The sequence below is a fragment of the Microbulbifer sp. SH-1 genome (genome assembly GCF_011326135.1).
GTDB lineage: Bacteria > Pseudomonadota > Gammaproteobacteria > Pseudomonadales > Cellvibrionaceae > Microbulbifer > Microbulbifer harenosus.
In genome coordinates this window covers 1,202,019-1,218,045 of sequence record NZ_CP046948.1, presented here as the reverse complement: position 1 = coordinate 1,218,045, position 16,027 = coordinate 1,202,019, and the positions used below count along the sequence as shown (strand labels likewise).

14 protein-coding genes and 3 tRNA genes are annotated in these 16,027 nt (G+C 57.3%); 11 read left to right on the top strand and 6 right to left on the bottom strand.

Features of this window, described 5'->3' with window-relative positions; translation table 11 throughout:
• Positions 1 to 8 precede the first annotated feature (8 nt).
• The 9 genes from GNX18_RS05430 (at position 9) to GNX18_RS19560 (ending at position 9,723) form a co-directional block, all read left to right on the top strand.
• Entirely contained in the window at positions 9 to 428 is a 420-nt protein-coding gene (locus GNX18_RS05430) for a biopolymer transporter ExbD (RefSeq protein WP_166215970.1), read from the top strand.
• Positions 429 to 537: 109 nt separating this feature from the next.
• A complete protein-coding gene (gene msbA, locus GNX18_RS05425; RefSeq protein WP_138234592.1) occupies positions 538 to 2,373 on the top strand; it encodes a lipid A export permease/ATP-binding protein MsbA in 1,836 nt (611 codons plus the stop codon).
• A gap of 101 nt (positions 2,374 to 2,474) precedes the next feature.
• Positions 2,475 to 3,506, top strand: a complete 1,032-nt coding sequence (lpxK, locus tag GNX18_RS05420; RefSeq protein WP_166215967.1) for a tetraacyldisaccharide 4'-kinase — start codon at positions 2,475 to 2,477, stop codon at positions 3,504 to 3,506.
• On the top strand, positions 3,503 to 4,279 hold the full coding sequence (gene kdsB / locus GNX18_RS05415; RefSeq protein ID WP_166215964.1) for a 3-deoxy-manno-octulosonate cytidylyltransferase: 777 nt from the start codon (positions 3,503 to 3,505) through the stop codon (positions 4,277 to 4,279). The genes lpxK and kdsB overlap by 4 nt, the downstream gene beginning before the upstream one ends.
• Positions 4,280 to 4,346: 67 nt before the next feature.
• Entirely contained in the window at positions 4,347 to 5,363 is a 1,017-nt protein-coding gene (gene murB, locus GNX18_RS05410; protein WP_166215961.1) for a UDP-N-acetylmuramate dehydrogenase, read from the top strand.
• Between the two features lie 465 nt (positions 5,364 to 5,828).
• On the top strand, positions 5,829 to 6,473 hold the full coding sequence (locus GNX18_RS05405) for a response regulator (protein ID WP_166215958.1): 645 nt from the start codon (positions 5,829 to 5,831) through the stop codon (positions 6,471 to 6,473).
• Between the two features lie 103 nt (positions 6,474 to 6,576).
• Positions 6,577 to 8,391: an excinuclease ABC subunit UvrC gene (gene uvrC, locus GNX18_RS05400; RefSeq protein ID WP_166215955.1), complete on the top strand. Its 1,815-nt coding sequence runs from the start codon at positions 6,577 to 6,579 to the stop codon at positions 8,389 to 8,391.
• 100 nt (positions 8,392 to 8,491) lie between these two features.
• Entirely contained in the window at positions 8,492 to 9,058 is a 567-nt protein-coding gene (gene pgsA / locus GNX18_RS05395; RefSeq protein ID WP_138234587.1) for a CDP-diacylglycerol--glycerol-3-phosphate 3-phosphatidyltransferase, read from the top strand.
• Positions 9,059 to 9,153: 95 nt separating this feature from the next.
• Positions 9,154 to 9,723, top strand: a complete 570-nt coding sequence (locus tag GNX18_RS19560) for an HNH endonuclease family protein (protein ID WP_240914253.1) — start codon at positions 9,154 to 9,156, stop codon at positions 9,721 to 9,723.
• A gap of 18 nt (positions 9,724 to 9,741) precedes the next feature.
• Here the strand turns inward: GNX18_RS19560 and GNX18_RS05385 are convergent, their stop codons facing one another.
• The 6 genes from GNX18_RS05385 to GNX18_RS05360 form a co-directional block, all read right to left on the bottom strand.
• Positions 9,742 to 11,118, bottom strand: a complete 1,377-nt coding sequence (locus GNX18_RS05385; protein WP_166215952.1) for a serine hydrolase — start codon at positions 11,116 to 11,118, stop codon at positions 9,742 to 9,744.
• Positions 11,119 to 11,200: 82 nt separating this feature from the next.
• A tRNA-Leu gene (locus GNX18_RS05380) sits at positions 11,201 to 11,287 on the bottom strand.
• A gap of 74 nt (positions 11,288 to 11,361) precedes the next feature.
• Positions 11,362 to 11,435, bottom strand: a tRNA-Cys gene (locus GNX18_RS05375).
• Between the two features lie 441 nt (positions 11,436 to 11,876).
• Positions 11,877 to 13,055, bottom strand: a complete 1,179-nt coding sequence (locus GNX18_RS05370) for a hypothetical protein (protein ID WP_205828072.1) — start codon at positions 13,053 to 13,055, stop codon at positions 11,877 to 11,879.
• Between the two features lie 212 nt (positions 13,056 to 13,267).
• Positions 13,268 to 13,344: transfer RNA gene (locus GNX18_RS05365), tRNA-Pro, on the bottom strand.
• A gap of 122 nt (positions 13,345 to 13,466) precedes the next feature.
• Positions 13,467 to 14,315: an acyl-CoA thioesterase II gene (locus tag GNX18_RS05360; protein ID WP_166215949.1), complete on the bottom strand. Its 849-nt coding sequence runs from the start codon at positions 14,313 to 14,315 to the stop codon at positions 13,467 to 13,469.
• Positions 14,316 to 14,643: 328 nt separating this feature from the next.
• On the opposite strand from GNX18_RS05360, the gene GNX18_RS05355 reads away from it, so the two are divergent.
• A complete protein-coding gene (locus GNX18_RS05355; protein WP_138236366.1) occupies positions 14,644 to 15,351 on the top strand; it encodes a TetR/AcrR family transcriptional regulator in 708 nt (235 codons plus the stop codon).
• On the top strand, positions 15,344 to 15,898 hold the full coding sequence (locus GNX18_RS05350) for a DUF1285 domain-containing protein (protein WP_166215946.1): 555 nt from the start codon (positions 15,344 to 15,346) through the stop codon (positions 15,896 to 15,898). Before GNX18_RS05355 ends, GNX18_RS05350 begins: the two co-directional genes overlap by 8 nt.
• Positions 15,899 to 16,027 lie beyond the last annotated feature (129 nt).

Genomic DNA, 16,027 nt, shown 5'->3' with positions numbered 1-16,027 from the left:
AGCGCACGATGCAATTCCGCCGCCAGAGTACCGAGCAGGAGGGGGTCAACCTCACGCCACTGATCGATGTGGTATTCCTGCTGTTGATCTTCTTCATGGTGTCTACCACCTTTACCAAAGAGAGCCATTTGCAACTGAATCTGCCGGAGGCCGCAGGGCCTCAGGTAGAGATCCCTCCATCGACGATTGAAATTCTGATCAATGCGGACGGCTCCTACTCTGTGGATGGGCGGGCGCTCATCAATAAGAAATTGGTGACGCTCAAATCTGCACTGTCGGAAGTGTCCGGTGGCGAGTACAATCGTCCGCTGATCATTACCGCGGATGCCACCGCAGAACACCAGGCGGTGGTTCGTGCCATGGATGCCGCCGGCCAGCTGGGATTTGTCCATCTCAGCATCACCACGCGGCAGCCGGACGAACAGTAATCTATAAAGTGTTGAACGCCGGGCGCGCTAACCGTCGCGCCCGTTCGCCGGCTGCTGTGCTTTGGGCCGGTAGCCGGTGAAATGCGGAAAACACGCTGCCAAGAGTTATATGGAAAAATCCTCCCAGCCCCCGTTGAAGCCACAGCAGGGTGCCCAGACTTACCGTCGCCTTCTCTCCTACGCCATTCCCCAGTGGCCGCTGTTTGTGATAGCGGTGTTTGGTTTCATGCTGTTCTCCAGTATGGAGGTTATGCTCATTGCGGTTACCGAACTGCTGCTGGATGCGGTTGGTGTCGGGATAGAGCAGGGACGGGGTTTCCTGTCGCAGTATGTGGCGAGATTTTTTCCCGGCGGGATTATGCCGCAAGAGACGGCGCGCTGGCTGGTGCCGCTGGTCATGGTCATCATCATTGGCCTGCGCGCTGTCGGCAATTTCGTCGGCAGTTACGGCCTCGCCTATGTGGCGCGGGCGGTAATTCACCAATTGCGCACCGAGTTGTTCGAGCATATCGGCCAGTTGCCCAGTGCTTATTTTGACCGTTACACCGGGGCCTACCTGATCTCCAAGGTGGCGTACAACGTTGAGCAGGTTACTAACTCCATCACCAAATCCCTGAAGGTGATTATCCGCTCTTCATTTACCTCCATCGGTCTGCTGACGTACCTGTTGATGGTGAATTGGAAGCTGACACTGACCTTTTTCCTTTTCGTGCCCATTATTGCCGCCATTGTCAGTGTGGTCGGCAAGCGATTCCGCAAGTTGAGCCACCGCATCCAGAACACCATGGGCGACGTGACCCACGTTACCCAGGAGGCCATTAACGGCTACGAAGTGGTGCGCATGTACGGCGGGCGCAAGTATGAAAATGCCCGCTTCCAGGCTGCCAGTAACGCCAACCGCCAACAGTTCATGAAGCTGGTGGTGGCGGACAATGCCAGTGTGTCGGTAATCCAGATCATGGTGGGGCTGGCGACGGCGGTGCTTGTATGGTTTGCGCTGGCGCCGGGCATGGTGGAATCCATGACCCCGGGCGTGTTTGCGTCCTACATCGGCGCCGCGGCTTCCCTGGCCAAACCTATTCGCAACCTGTCTGAGGTTTACGCGGAGATCCAGAAAGGCATTGCGGCGGCGGAAAGTATTTTCGAGGTGTTCGATGCGCCCAAGGAACCGCTCGGCGGTACCCTGCGGCTGCCGAGCCCAGTCACCGGAGCTGTGGCATTCGAACACCTCGGTTTCTGCTACAACGAGGGCGGTCCGGCAGTCTTGAGTGACATCGATTTCCATGTGCAGGCGGGGCAGACGGTCGCGCTCGTGGGCGCATCGGGTTCTGGCAAGAGCACGCTGGTTAGCCTGTTATCCCGTTTTTACGAGCCGACATCGGGGCGGATTCTGTTGGATGGCGTCGACATCACCCAGGTGCCGGTTACGACACTGCGCGAACAGATCAGTCTGGTGTCCCAGAATATTGTGCTGTTCAACGATACGGTGTATCGGAACATCGCCTACGGTGAGCTGGAAGGCAAGCCTGAGGAAGAAGTACAGCGCGCGATTGACCTTGCGCACGCGCGCGATTTCATTGAAGAGCTACCGCAGGGAGTGCAGACAGTTCTCGGTGATAACGCACAGATTTTGTCTGGTGGTCAGCGCCAGCGTCTGGCCATTGCCCGCGCACTGCTGAAAGATTCGCCAGTTCTGGTTCTGGATGAGGCCACGTCCGCGTTGGATAACGCATCGGAGCGCCATATCCAGGCCGCGTTGGCCGAGGTGATGAAAAACCGCACGACCTTTGTCATTGCGCACCGCCTCAGCACCATAGAGAACGCTGATCGAATCCTGGTGATGGACCAGGGGCGTATTGTTGAGAGCGGTACCCACAGCGAGCTTCTGGCGAAGGGCGGGCGCTACGCGCTGTTATTGCAACAGCAGACCAGCGATATTGGTTGATGTAAGCCAGAAGTGGGCTTGCTGGGCTTAACAGACCGCAGCCGGTGTTGATCAAGCCTGGATGACAACGCAGGGACAAACGAAAAGGAGTGCAGGGCGCAATGTCGCTGGAAGACTGGTTGAACAAACGCTGGTATCCCGCCGCCGACAGCGGGCATGGGCCCGCGTCACATCTGCCGCTGTTGGCACCATTGGAAATGGTGTTCCGCCATGGCAGCCGCTGGCGCAGACAGCGCAATCAGCCCGCTCCACTGCCAGTGCCGGTGATTGTGGTGGGCAATATTACTGTCGGAGGCGTTGGCAAGACGCCGCTGGTCGCAGAGCTGGGGCGCTGGCTGCAGGAGCGCGGGCACAAGCCCGGGATTATCAGCCGCGGATACGGCGGCCGCGCCAGGCACTATCCCTACAATGTCACTGCGCAGTCCCACCCCCTGGAATCCGGCGACGAACCCCTGATGCTGCACCTGATGACCGGGCTTCCGGTCATGGTTTCCCCCAAGCGGATGGAGGCCGCCGAGGCATTGATTGCGGAGCATGGTTGCGACGTGATTCTTTCCGACGACGGCCTTCAGCACTACGGCCTTTGGCGCAGCCTTGAAGTCTGCGTGATCGACGGTCTGCGAGGCCTCGGTAACGGGCACTTGCTACCACGGGGGCCGCTGCGCGAACCGCCTGGACGGCTGAAGGAAGTCGACATGGTGATTGTGAATGGCGAGCCCTCCGAGTCGGTATTGTCCCAGTGTGGCGAGATGATCGACTTTACGATGGAGCTGGTGCCGTCCCGCTGGCACCAGTTCAACCTCGATCAGACCTCTACGCTGAAGCTGGAATCCGGGCCGGACCTAGGCCCGTGTCACGGGGTGGCGGCTATCGGCAACCCGCAGCGTTTTTTCAATTCACTGCGCCAGCTGGGTTATACGGTGATGGAGATGGCGTTTCCCGATCACCATCAGTTCAGCCAGCAGGAACTACAGCTGGATGGCATTACGCCGGTGATCATGACCATGAAAGACGCGGTGAAATGCCGCGATTTTTGGCAGAGCCACTGGTGGGCCATGGAGGCGACGGCACAGCTGCCGGACCTTTTCTACCAGCGCATTCACCAACACCTTGAGAGCTTCAAGTCCGCATGAGAGAGCAGAGTGCTTCGTTTTCTTTCGACGTGATCATTCCGGCCCGTTATGGCTCCAGTCGCTTGCCGGGTAAGCCGCTGGCCGATATTGCCGGCAAAACGATGGTGCAGCGGGTGTACGAGCGCGCGCGGGCGAGTGCCGCGGAACGGGTCATTGTCGCCACCGACGACGCCCGCGTGGTGGACCTGGTGCAAGGGTTTGGCGGCGAGGTGTGCATGACCCGCGCCGACCACCCCTCCGGTACCGATCGTCTTCAGGAGGTGGCTACCCGGATCGGCGTATCTGCGGACCGGATTCTGGTCAATGTCCAGGGGGATGAGCCATTGATCCCTCCGGCAGTCATCAACCAAGTGGCGCAAAATCTCGCCATTAACAAGGCCGCCGGTGTTGCGACGCTGGCGGAACCCATCACCTCCTGTGAAGACTTTCTCAACCCGAATATCGTCAAGGTGGTGGCGGAGTGCACCGGCCTGGCCCGCTACTTTTCCCGCGCCCCGATTCCCTGGCCGCGGGATGCTTTCGCCAGCGAGCGCAATCTTCTGCCGGAAGGGTTGAACCCGCGCCGCCATATTGGCATCTATGCTTACCGTGCAGGCCTGCTGAATCAGTTTGTCACCTGGCCTGTAGCACCCATAGAGCAATTTGAGGCGCTGGAACAGCTCCGTTTCCTGTACAACGGCCACGCCATCCATGTGGCAGATGCCTGCGACGAAGTTCCGGGTGGGGTGGATACGGAACAGGATCTCGAGCGGATGCGTGCGCATTTTGCATAACAATTGAGGCATTTGCAGGGAGGCGTCATGCGCTCCTGCCTGCGGAGTGCCGTAGCACCGGTATTTCATGATTCAGCCTGACGTTGATTTACAGCCTTTCAACACCATGACCATCGCCGCGCGGGCGAGATATTTTTGCGCAGCGACGACGCTCGAAGAGCTGCGTGAAGCCTTGTCATTTGCGCAGGAGCAACAGCTCCCAATACTCCCTCTCGGCGGCGGTAGTAATATTGTGCTAACCGGGGACTTTCCCGGTCTGGCATTGCATATTGGCCTGCAGGGCCTGAGTTTTGAATCTCTGTCCGACGGTGTGCGGATTCGCGCCGCGGCCGGGGAGAACTGGCACCAACTGGTCATGCGCAGTGTTGAGTCGGGTTATGGCGGGCTTGAGAACCTGGCCCTGATTCCGGGCAATATCGGTGCGGCGCCTATCCAGAATATCGGCGCCTACGGGGTTGAGCTCAAAGACAGCTTTGAACAGCTGACCGCCATGGAAGTCGCCAGTGGAAACCTGGTTACGTTCAGTGCCGAAGAGTGCCAATTTGGCTACCGCGACAGCCTGTTCAAAAATGCCGGCAAAGACCGCTACTTGATTTGTGAAGTCGTACTCAAACTGCGGGCAGAGTGGCGGCCACAGGCGTCTTATCCCGCTCTGCAACAGTACTTCGAGGAGCGTGGTCTGGCGGTAGATTCACTGACTCCCGGCCAGGTGGCTGGAGCGGTAATCGACATTCGCAACAGCAAACTCCCCAATCCAGTGGAAATTCCCAACGCCGGCAGTTTTTTCAAAAACCCCCTGGTGAATGGCTCGCAATACGCCCGGTTGAAGGCGCAGCACCCGCAGTTGGTGGCTTTTGCTGCGGGCGAACACTGGAAGCTCGCCGCGGGTTGGCTGATAGACCAGGCCGGATGGCGAGGTTTCCGGCGAGACGGGGTGGGCGTGCATGATCGTCAGGCGCTGGTGCTGGTCAACCCGGGGCATTGCTGCGGCCGCCAGGTGGTCGCCCTGGCGGAAGACATTGCCAGGGACGTCCAACAGAAGTTTGGCGTCACCCTTGAAGCGGAGCCGCGCTTCTATCCATAAGCAACACCCGTTTCACCGGAGGATTGCCGGCTATAGCGGGGTCTATTCGCGCCGATCAGGCGCTGGAATAAAATTCCGCCTTGTAAGCGAAATGTAAATACACCTGGGCAGATTACCGGGCGGCTTGCCCGACACAAGCGTGGGCCGCTTCTCAACGTGAAAATTCAGTGGCAGCAGCTCCTTCGGCGCCTCCCGCGGTTGTGCAGCATGAAGTCGTGTGTCCGGATTAATTCCCCCCATATCGGCCTGGGAATTGAGAGAATTTTCTATGTTCTGACTGCGACTAATTGGTACAGTCTCGCTATGCACCATTAGGTTTGTCTGGTATGTTCTCCGAGGGCTCTGTGGATGGATCTTTGCGGGTATAACCCGCTGAGCAATAACAAGAAACTCGGTTTTGCGCAAAGTGGTTGAGGTAGGAAATTCTTGCGCTGGACCGTCTGAATATCCGTGGTTGGGGCTAATTTGATCAAAGTCTTAGTGGTAGACGATCACGACCTTGTTCGCATGGGCATATCGCGCATGCTCAGTGACGTTGAAGATATTGAGGTGGTAGGTGAAGCCAAGAGCGGCGAGGAGGCCATTGCTTTTGTTCGTGAGTCAGAGGTAGATGTCATCCTGATGGATGTGCGGATGCCCGGTATGGGCGGACTGGAAGCGACGCGTAAACTGATTCCCCGCTTTCCTCAGGCAAAAGTAGTTGCAGTGAGCGCACTGGACGACGACCTGTTTCCGAGTCGTCTGATTCAGGCCGGCGCCCGGGGCTACGTTACCAAGGGGGCGGATCTGGACGAAATGGTCCGCGCTATCCGCGCGGTAATGGCGGGAGAAACGTACATCAGCAGTTCCATGGCTACCCGCCTGGCACTGCGCAATGTGTGCGGCGGGACATCGCCATTTGAAGACCTCTCCGAGCGCGAGCTGCAGACCGCGGTGATGATCGTAAACGGCAATAAGGTTTCAGAAATTGCGGAAACCTTGTCGGTCAGCCCAAAAACGGTCAATACCTACCGTTACCGGATTTTCGAAAAGTTGGGTCTGCACTCGGATGTGGAGTTGACCCTGCTGGCGGTCAAGCACAATATCCTTGATCCGGAAGAAGTACTCTGACCGTTGCTGATATCTGTTTGTATTTCCCGATCCATAATCCAGAAAAACAGGGGCCCAGGCAGGCCCCTGTTTTTTTATCTGTGAAGAATGATTTAAACGGCTGATGTTCGACAGCAAACGTTTTCTCACCACTGTCACCCGTAAACCTGGCGTTTATCAGATGTTTGACGCTCAGGGTAAGGTGCTCTACGTCGGCAAGGCGAAAAACCTGCGCAACCGGCTCGGCAGTTATTTTCGCGCGACTGGACTTACCGCCAAAACCATGGCGCTGGTGGAGAAAATTGCCGACATCGAAGTGACGGTTACTCGCAGCGAAACCGAAGCTCTGGTGCTGGAACAGAGCCTCATCAAGTCTCAGCGCCCCCCGTACAATGTCATGCTGAAAGACGATAAGGGGTACCCCTACATCTTTCTTTCGAGTAAAGACACGTTTCCCAGAATTGCCTTTCATCGCGGCTCAAAGCGCAAAGCCGGACAGTACTACGGGCCTTTCCCCAATGCGTCGTCGGTGCGCGACAGCCTGAACTTTTTGCAGAAGACCTTCCGTATCCGCTCCTGTGAAGACAGTGTATTTGCCAACCGTTCGCGCCCGTGTTTGCAATACCAGATCGAGCGCTGTACCGCACCGTGTGTCGAGTTCATTTCCCCAGAGGACTACCAGGCAGATGTGCGTCACGCCGAAATGTTTCTCGCCGGTAAAAGTGACAGCATCATTCGTGAACTGGCGGAGGAAATGGAGCGTGCATCGGTAGCACTGGAGTTTGAAAAGGCCGCGCGCCTTCGGGATCAGATTGTTGCGTTGCGTCGTTTGCAATCAGATCAGGTGGCAGAGGGTAGCGGAGGGGATGTGGACGTGCTGGGTGTGGCAACAGAAGGGGGGCTCTGCTGTGTGCATGTGTTGTTCATCCGTCAGGGCCGGATACTCGGCAGCCGCAGTTATTACCCCAGTGAAAAACTGGGACTGGACGCCACAGAACTGCTCTCGGCATTTATTCCGCAGTTTTATCTTGGCGCAAACCGCGAGATCCCGAGGCAGATCCTGGTTTCAGAGCCCCTCGAAGACCTGGAGGTTATTGCCGAAGCTCTGACGGCCCAGGCGGGTAAGGAGATCCAGCTTGCAAGCCGGCTGCGAGGAAACCGCGCCACCTGGGTGGAAATGGCCCAGCAGGCGGCACAGCAGAACTTGCAGAGCCGCACGGCGTCCCAGCAAAAACTGCAGGACCGGTTTGAACATTTGCAGAAGGTGCTGCGTCTCGAAGAATTACCTGAACGGTTGGAGTGCTTCGATATCAGCCACTCCAGTGGTGAGGCCACCGTCGCCTCTTGTGTGGTATTTGATACCGGTGGTCCAGTCAAATCCGATTACCGGCGTTTTAATATTGAGGGTATTGCCGCGGGTGACGATTACGCAGCCATGGGGCAGGCGCTGAAACGGCGCTATACCCGTCTTTCCAGCGGCGAGGGCCGCTTTCCCAATATCCTGTTGATCGACGGGGGCAAGGGGCAGGTGCGCCAGGCGGTGGATACCCTGAACGAGCTCGGCGTGACAGGGGTCCAGATCATTGGTGTGGCCAAGGGTACCACCCGCAAGGCGGGCTTCGAGACGTTGCATGTGGTAGCGGATAATCGCGAGTTGGTGCTGGAATCGGACTCTCCCGCGCTTCATCTGATTCAGCAGGTGCGGGATGAGGCGCACCGTTTCGCCATCACCGGCCACCGGCAGCGCCGCGACAAAAAGCGGCGGGAATCGCCACTGGAGGGGATTCCAGGTGTGGGTCCGGCACGCCGCCGCGCACTGTTGCACCACTTTGGTGGTCTGCAGGAGATTCGACGGGCATCGGTCAATGAGCTCGCAAGTGTCGAAGGAGTGAGCCGCAAACTGGCTCAGGATATATACTCGGCCCTGCACAACGAGTGATCTATGGTCGGTGGACCTGCCATTGGCGTTTATTTTTTTCCTGCAGATTGCTAAGTTACGCACTGCCGACGAAGTGTGTTCTGCGAATAGAAGGATCAGCATGACTCTCGCCAACCAATTGACCCTGCTGCGCGTGGCGCTGATTCCGGTGTTTGTGCTGGTCTTTTACCTTCCCTACCAGTGGAGCTACATTGCTTCGGCGGTGATTTTTTCTCTCGCCGCCGCCACAGACTGGCTCGACGGTTACATTGCCCGCAAGCTCAACCAGAGCACGCCATTCGGTGCTTTTCTCGATCCGGTAGCCGACAAGCTGATGGTTGCGACGGCACTGGTGTTACTGGTGGATCTCCACAACTACCTCTTTTTCACCATTGCCGCTGCGATCATCATCGGGCGGGAAATCGCGGTGTCCGCACTGCGCGAATGGATGGCGGAGCTCGGTCTCAGAAGCAGTGTGGCGGTCAGCTATATCGGCAAGATCAAGACCACTGCGCAAATGGCGGCCATCATCGTGCTGTTGGCATTTGATGTGCGCGAGTTTCCGGTGATGGAATCCATCGGCTATATCCTGTTGTATGTGGCCGCCGCGCTCACTATTTGGACCATGTTCATCTACCTGCGTGCCGCATGGCCGGCACTCACCGCAGATGATCCTAACGATCTCTGACGTAGGCCACATTTCTTTCGAGCGGTGATTTTCGCGCCGCGCCAGTTGCTGTACGATCGTTCCATTCGAGTAATAACGCGACAATGGAGTGATCCGTGCAGAGGCCAGCAGTCTATAGTGCCTTCTTCCTTTCCCTGTTTCTTATTTCGCCCTCACTCTTTGCCGGCAGTGCGCATGCACCGTCTTACCAGCGCCATGAATGGCTGCCACATTGGTCGGATTCTGACCAGGACTGTCAGGACACCCGCCACGAGCTTCTTATCCGCTACTCGCTCGCACCGGTTACCTATACCCGCGCCGATCAATGTAAGGTCGCAACCGGTTTGTGGATGGATCCATACACCGGCCACTTTTATGAGAAGGCGTCGGATCTCGATGTTGAGCATATCGTGCCGTTGAAGTGGGCCCACGACCACGGCGCGGCAAACTGGAGCCAGGAGAAGAAGCGCCAGTTTGCGGAAGACCCGGATAATCTGTGGCTTGTTGACGATGGCCGCAACCAGAGCAAGGGGCACAGGGGGCCGGACCAGTGGATGCCGCCTTACGGTCCGGTGCGCAGCCACTACCTGCGGCGCTTTATGGCGGTGGTGCAAAAGTATGGCCTGGAATCCACTCCGCACGAGTCTAGGATTTTTCTGGCAATGCTGGAAAGCCGGAACGGATGATATCGAGGAGAAGGTATTCTATGGGCCGAGCTGCGCCAGGATTTCTCCAAAGCGCAGTTCCGCAGGATAGGGCCGGGATGACCAGCCCAACCGCACAATGACAACGCCGTGAGAGGGACACAGCATCAGCTTTTGCTCGCGGTTGCCCAGCATGAAATAGCTGTCGGCCGGCAGGTTGGGGTAAAGCGGCGGCAGCTTCCCACCAAGATTCAGCCAGAACTGATAACCGTAGCGGGTATCGTTGACGCTACGGTTCGGCTCGGTAGCGCGTTTGATCCAATCGCAGCTGAGGATTTGTTTTCCGCCTGCGCGACCACCATTCAGCATTAGCGCCCCAAGCCTCCCCCAGTTTTCCGCACTGGCAAAGGCGTAGGAGCTTCCCACAAAAATGCCTTCCGAATCCGTTTCAAAAAAAGTGCGGTGCATCCCAAGGGGCGCTAGAAGCTCCTGCTCAAGAAAATGCAAAGCGGCTTCCGTGCCGCCGAGACGCTGGTGTATCCAGCGCGCCAACAGATTGGTGGTGCCGGAAGAGTAGGAGAAATGTGTGCCCGGCGTGTGGATGAGTGGACGCTCGAGGGCATAGCGGGAGGGGGCGTAGTGAGGGGGTGCGTTGCTACTGCCACAGAACAGCATGCGTGTGGCATCCGCGCCGGGCCTATATATCTCATCAAAGGCGAGCCCGTCGCACATCTGCAGCAGGTTGTGCAGGGTTATTGCGCTTCGCCCATCGTTTTCCCAGTCAGGAAAGAGTCGGCACTGGTCGGGGGCGGCAAGGCCGAGTGTCTCCATTCTTCCCCACAATATGGCGAGCAGGCTTTTACTCATGGACCAGCCCAGCAGGCGCGTCTGAGGTGAGACACCTGCACCGTAGGCCGCCGCCATCACACGGTCTTCGTGCATTACCAGCAGTGCGCGGGTATTCAGCCCCTGCCGGTTGTCGTCGTCAACCAGGGCGAGCAGCAGAGTCTGCAGCGACTTGTCGTAGCCGCATGCGCTCGGTGTCCGGCCAGTTTCACTGGCGATATCCCCCGCACCAGTCTCGCCGGATATTGCCGATGGATCATCGTCCAACAGTGCACCGCGAGCCGGACAAAAACGCGCATGCGTCGCAATGCAATTCAGTAGGCTGGCGGACGTTGTGTAGCCGGTGTGTTGGATGCGTACCAGGGCGAGCAGGGGAGAATAACTGACAAGATCCCGCCGGATACGGACGTCGCTGAAACCGGAAATATGCCGCGCCGAACAGGATAGCTTTGCGCTGAACGCAAGTAGTGTGCGCAACGAATCCCGCAGCACCTGAAACCCTTCCACGAGCCGACGCCGCCAAACCCACAGGGATGCCGCAATCGCGAACACAATGAAAATGGTGGCGAACAAAAAAATGCTGGCTTCCATGACGAAACACCGACAGCTAAGCAGGTTCACAGGGTGAGAGGGAGGCTGGTTGTCGCGGAGAAGTTTAGGAGAGAAAGGAGGGTGGTGCCCAGAGCCGGACTTGAACCGGCACGACCAAAAGGTCGGGAGATTTTAAGTCTCCTGTGTCTACCAATTCCACCATCCGGGCAGATAGGGCGTTCAGTTGACGGTAATTTAATCCGCTTCTGAAGAACTAGTCTTGCAAAAAGACTGAGAGAAAAATGGAGGCTAGGGTCGGAATCGAACCGGCGTACACGGAGTTGCAGTCCGCTGCATGACCACTCTGCCACCTAGCCACAGGTGTTGAAAACGCCGCAGATTCTATCGGAAGACGGATAAAAATCCTAGCGTTTTCTGATACTTACGTGCCTGGCGGCGTGTAAGAGGGCGCTATTCTATGGGTTGTCGGGGATTAGTCAAGGGTAAGTCAGAGGTTATCTCAATTAGTTGGTTCTCTGGCTAAATAATGTTCTTTTTTGCGGTGTAATAACCCAATGAAATTGAAAAGGGTTTTCTATTCCCAATTGTTCTAAATTTTTTTGACCGCGAACTGGCAATCGCGAGGACGTGACCAATACTGAGTGTAGCTGGCTAGCACACATCTCCCCCCCCAAGTCGTGTTTAGTAGTGCCGGCCGGGCGTCGCCTCCAAACGGGCGCCCCGTGTGTTGTAAGGATGAAATCCTCCAAGTTTCACTCCTAATGGTCTTGGCCCTGACGCTCTCCCCCCCCCCGTCGTCAGGGCTTTTTTTTGCCCGTAAGAAATGTGCGCTCCAATTGCGGAAGTGGTGCTCCGGCGGCTTTTTCGGCAAGTGCGCGGAATTTGTCGAGGGTGATTTCACCGCGCTCGGAGGCCAGAATTTTAACCACATCGTCGAGACTGGACTTTCCCTCGCTGGATTTCTGGATGGCCTTGTCAACCTCGTGCAACACCACGGTCGCTCTGGCAGTGACAGGACCAGCCGAGCGTTTTACCAGAAGGTTGGGAGATTCGGCTCCCCAGTTCGCCAGGTCTTCCAGTGCTTCCTGGTAGCGCCGCTCGCTAATACCGCCGGTGCGGCGCAGTGTCTCCAGAGAGTAGTACTCGGCGATTCCCTCCACAATCCAGTCGCTCTCCTTGTCGCCGCGAATGCCGGTGGCTACGTGGACCAGTTCGTGCAGGAGGCTGCTGGTGCGATTGCCGGAGATCAGCGGTCTGTCCGCGTGCATAAAGAGCGAGCGTGTGCCGGAAAGGCCGCCGCGCCACATCGGGTCGCCGGCCATGACGATCAACAGTTTCTGGGGGAATTCCGGGAATACTTTCTTGAGCTCGGGCAAGGTCCAGCTGAGGAAGGCAAGGGTGTCCTGCCTGCGGACATTTTTTCCCAGTGGGGCGGCGATCACTACGTCGGTTCCGTCAATGATGTCCTGCCTGCTACCGATGCGCCCGGCAATCATCCAGCCCTTAGGACGGATAAATCGGCGGCCGGGGTCTTTCAATTGAAAAACACCGTCCTCGTCTTTTACATAGGGTGCAAGGGCGTTCCATTTTTCAGGCGCCTCTATTTCGAGCGTTGCGCGTGACTGGAGATTGCTGGCTGCGCGTACGGAGACTGGCGGAATCAGCTTGTCGCTGCGGAGAATTGCCCACTTGTCGGTGATGCGGGAGTCGTAGCGTCCCTGGGATTTTTTTTCGTCGATGACGAAGTCGTAGTGGATTGTCGAGCGCTTGCCTTTGGGGCGCCAGACTGCGTCATCTCCATCGATTTTTAGTTCTTTGCCGCCCTCCAGGTTGAGGTGTCGCTTGGTATTCAGGCGCAGGGTCAGTTCGCTGGGAAGTTCCTGGCCCTGAAGGGTAATACTCACGTGGGCCACCCCTTTTTCCGGGTTCAGGCGGGCTTTGTAGTAAACATCGTAATATTCGGGGTCGGCGGCCATTACTCCTGCCGAGAGAATCAGGGCGGTCAGGAGGGTTGCTACTCGCAAAAAGAAAGACATCAGTTGGGCTCGGCTCCACATGCGTAACAGGTTTGTGTTGCGCGCCGGAATCTGGCGCTGCGCGCGATACATCGTGTGACAACGAAAGAGAGTATCAGTGCCGCAAACAGCTGGAAACGCGTGAAGAGAGAAGGCGGGGGGTGTAAATGAAATGGTCGGTGAGAGAGGATTCGAACCTCCGACCCCTTCGTCCCGAACGAAGTGCGCTACCAGGCTGCGCTACTCACCGACATACTAAGCGTTTGGCTTAGGCTTCCTTGCGAAGCGGGCGGCATTATAGCAACCGCCAAGCTTCTGTAAACCACTGATTTCATTAAATTTAGCAGTTTCTTTAAATTTCCCCGCAGTTGGTCAACCTTTGATCTGCCTGATCAGACCCTCCTGGGTGGTAGAGGCCACGAGGCGGCCGTCACGGGTGAAAATCTGCCCTCGGCAGTAACCACGGGCGCCGCTGGCAGAGGGACTGTCTGTCACATAAAGCAACCATTCATCCGCGCGGAATTCGCGGTGGAACCACATGGCGTGATCGAGACTGGCTGGCATCAGGTGCGGGTCGAACAGACTGATCTTGTGCGGTTGCAGGCTGGTGCCGAGCAGCGCCATGTCCGAGGCGTAGCAAAGGGCGCTGCGGTGCTCAATCGGGTCGTCTGACAGCTGGCCATCCACCCGGAACCAGAACATACAGCGGGGCTCGCGAACTTCGGCATCGAAGTAGCTCATGGGGTCAATGGGGCGGAAGTCCACCATATAGCGCCGCTGGTTGCTGGCGGCGCCGTTCATTCCAGCTTCTTCCGCCAGTTGTTGAGTGTTCTTCAACTCTTCCGGTGGAACGATGCCATCGGTGGGCATTTCGGCCTGGTGGTCAAAGCCCGGCTCGGCAATCTGGAAGGAGCAGGACATATTGAAGATGGCTTTGCCGTTCTGGCGGGCCACCACCCTGCGGGTGGTAAAGCTCCCGCCATCGCGGATGGGGTCCACGTCGTAGATAACCGGCATCTCGCTGGAGCCCGGGCGCAGAAAATAGGCGTGCAGAGAGTGCGGCAGACGGTCTTCCACCGTTCGGGCGGCAGCCATCAGCGCCTGGCCGAGTACCTGCCCGCCGAACAGTACCTTGCGGTAGTTCTCCACATGCGCTCGGCTGCGGTAAAGGTTGCTGTCGAGTTGTTCTACGTCCAATAGCGTGCTCAGGGATTGCTGCATCAGGGGCCCATCTGTCCAGTGTTGGTGCTTAGGGACGCCGGCGACCTTTCACAAAGGCCGGCGTTCCGGGTAACGGGCAATGATAGCAATTACAGCCTCCGTGGCTATTGCTGCTCCTCTCAGCGGCAGTATCAATATGCAGCGGGGCGGGTGGTTGCGGCGCCTATAGTCCAGCTACGCAGCAATGGGGGTATCTAATGGCGCCGCGCCTCGCGTATTCGGCGCCGGATACCTTGAATTTCTTTTCCATCGCGGGGGAATTGCCTATCATTCATGAATGGATAGTCAATTTCAGTCTCCAATTGTACGGACAGCTAAGGTCGGAAGTATGGATAAGGCAAAAGAGAAGGTTCAGCGTTTTCGGGCGCGGGAGCAGCGTATCCTGGATGCGGCATTGGAGCTGCTCCTGGAGCACGGTGAAGAAAAGGTAACGGTAGAGCAGATTGCCGAACGGGTGGACATCGGCAAGGGCACCATCTACAAACATTTCATTTCAAAAACAGAGATTTACATGCGTTTGTTGATGGACTATGAGAAGTCCCTCACCGAGCGTCTGAAGAGTGCGGTGGCCACTGCAGAGCAGGGGGACATCACTGCGCCGGCGCGCGCCTACTTCGAATCCCGCATGGCGGACCCGGCCCGCGACCGCCTGTTTCAGCGGCTCGAGGAGAAAATCATCGCGCTGAACCTGGCGCCGGAGATGATTGCCGAGCTGCATGCCCTTAGGAACTCCAACGCTTCCGCCCTGAATCGGGTGTTCGAGCGGCGTATGGAGCAGGGCGTGCTCAAGAAGGTGCCCGCTTATTACTACTATTCGACCTACTGGGCTCTGGTGCAGGGCGCAGTGGAGCTCTATCACTCCAAGTCTTTCGCGGATGTGATTGAGGACCGCGAGGGGTTGATGGAGTTCATCATGGACGTGGGCGTGCATATCGGCGATATCTCCGGCCGCCGAGGCGCTGGCCAGACCCAGCAGGAGCCCTCCAGTCACAGCACTCACAATCCGTCTTCAACACCGGGAAGCAGCTTTGGCTGAGCCACTGTTTCAGCAGCTGGAAAAGCTGCAGCAGGAATTCCGCGGCCACCCACCGGTGGCCAGCTGGAATCCGGATCTGTGCGGCGACATGGACCTGGTGATCCGGTCGGATGGGCACTGGATTCACGAGGGAGCCGAAATCCAGCGCCAGCCACTGGTCAATCTGTTTGCGAGCATCCTCAAGCGGGAAGGGCGCCGCTATTATCTGGTAACACCGGTAGAAAAGTGGCGTATTCGTGTGGAAGATGTTCCATTTTTGATCACTCAGGCTGCCCGCGATGGTGAGCAGATATTGCTGACTACCAATACCGGTGATGTCGTTCCTCTCGACAAGGCCCATCCCTTGTTGCTCAAACCATTCGGCGATCCGCCGCTGCCTATCCCCTATGTCGAGGTCCGCGCTGGCCTTGAGGGCAGGATGTCTCGGGATGTGTACCACCAGTTGATCGACTGGGCAGAGCCCCGCCAACCCAGCGAACCGCCTGCTCGCCTCTGCCAGATGTGGTTGAAAAGTAATGGGGAAGAGTTCCTACTGGGCGAGTACTGACCACCGGTCTCGTCCGGCCAGATATTTTTGCGGTGGAGGGTGTGGTTAAAATTTGATCACTCCAAATCTCTCCGAAACAATTTAGAAATGATTCAGAAATTAATTTGAAATAAATATTTCATGTTGAAA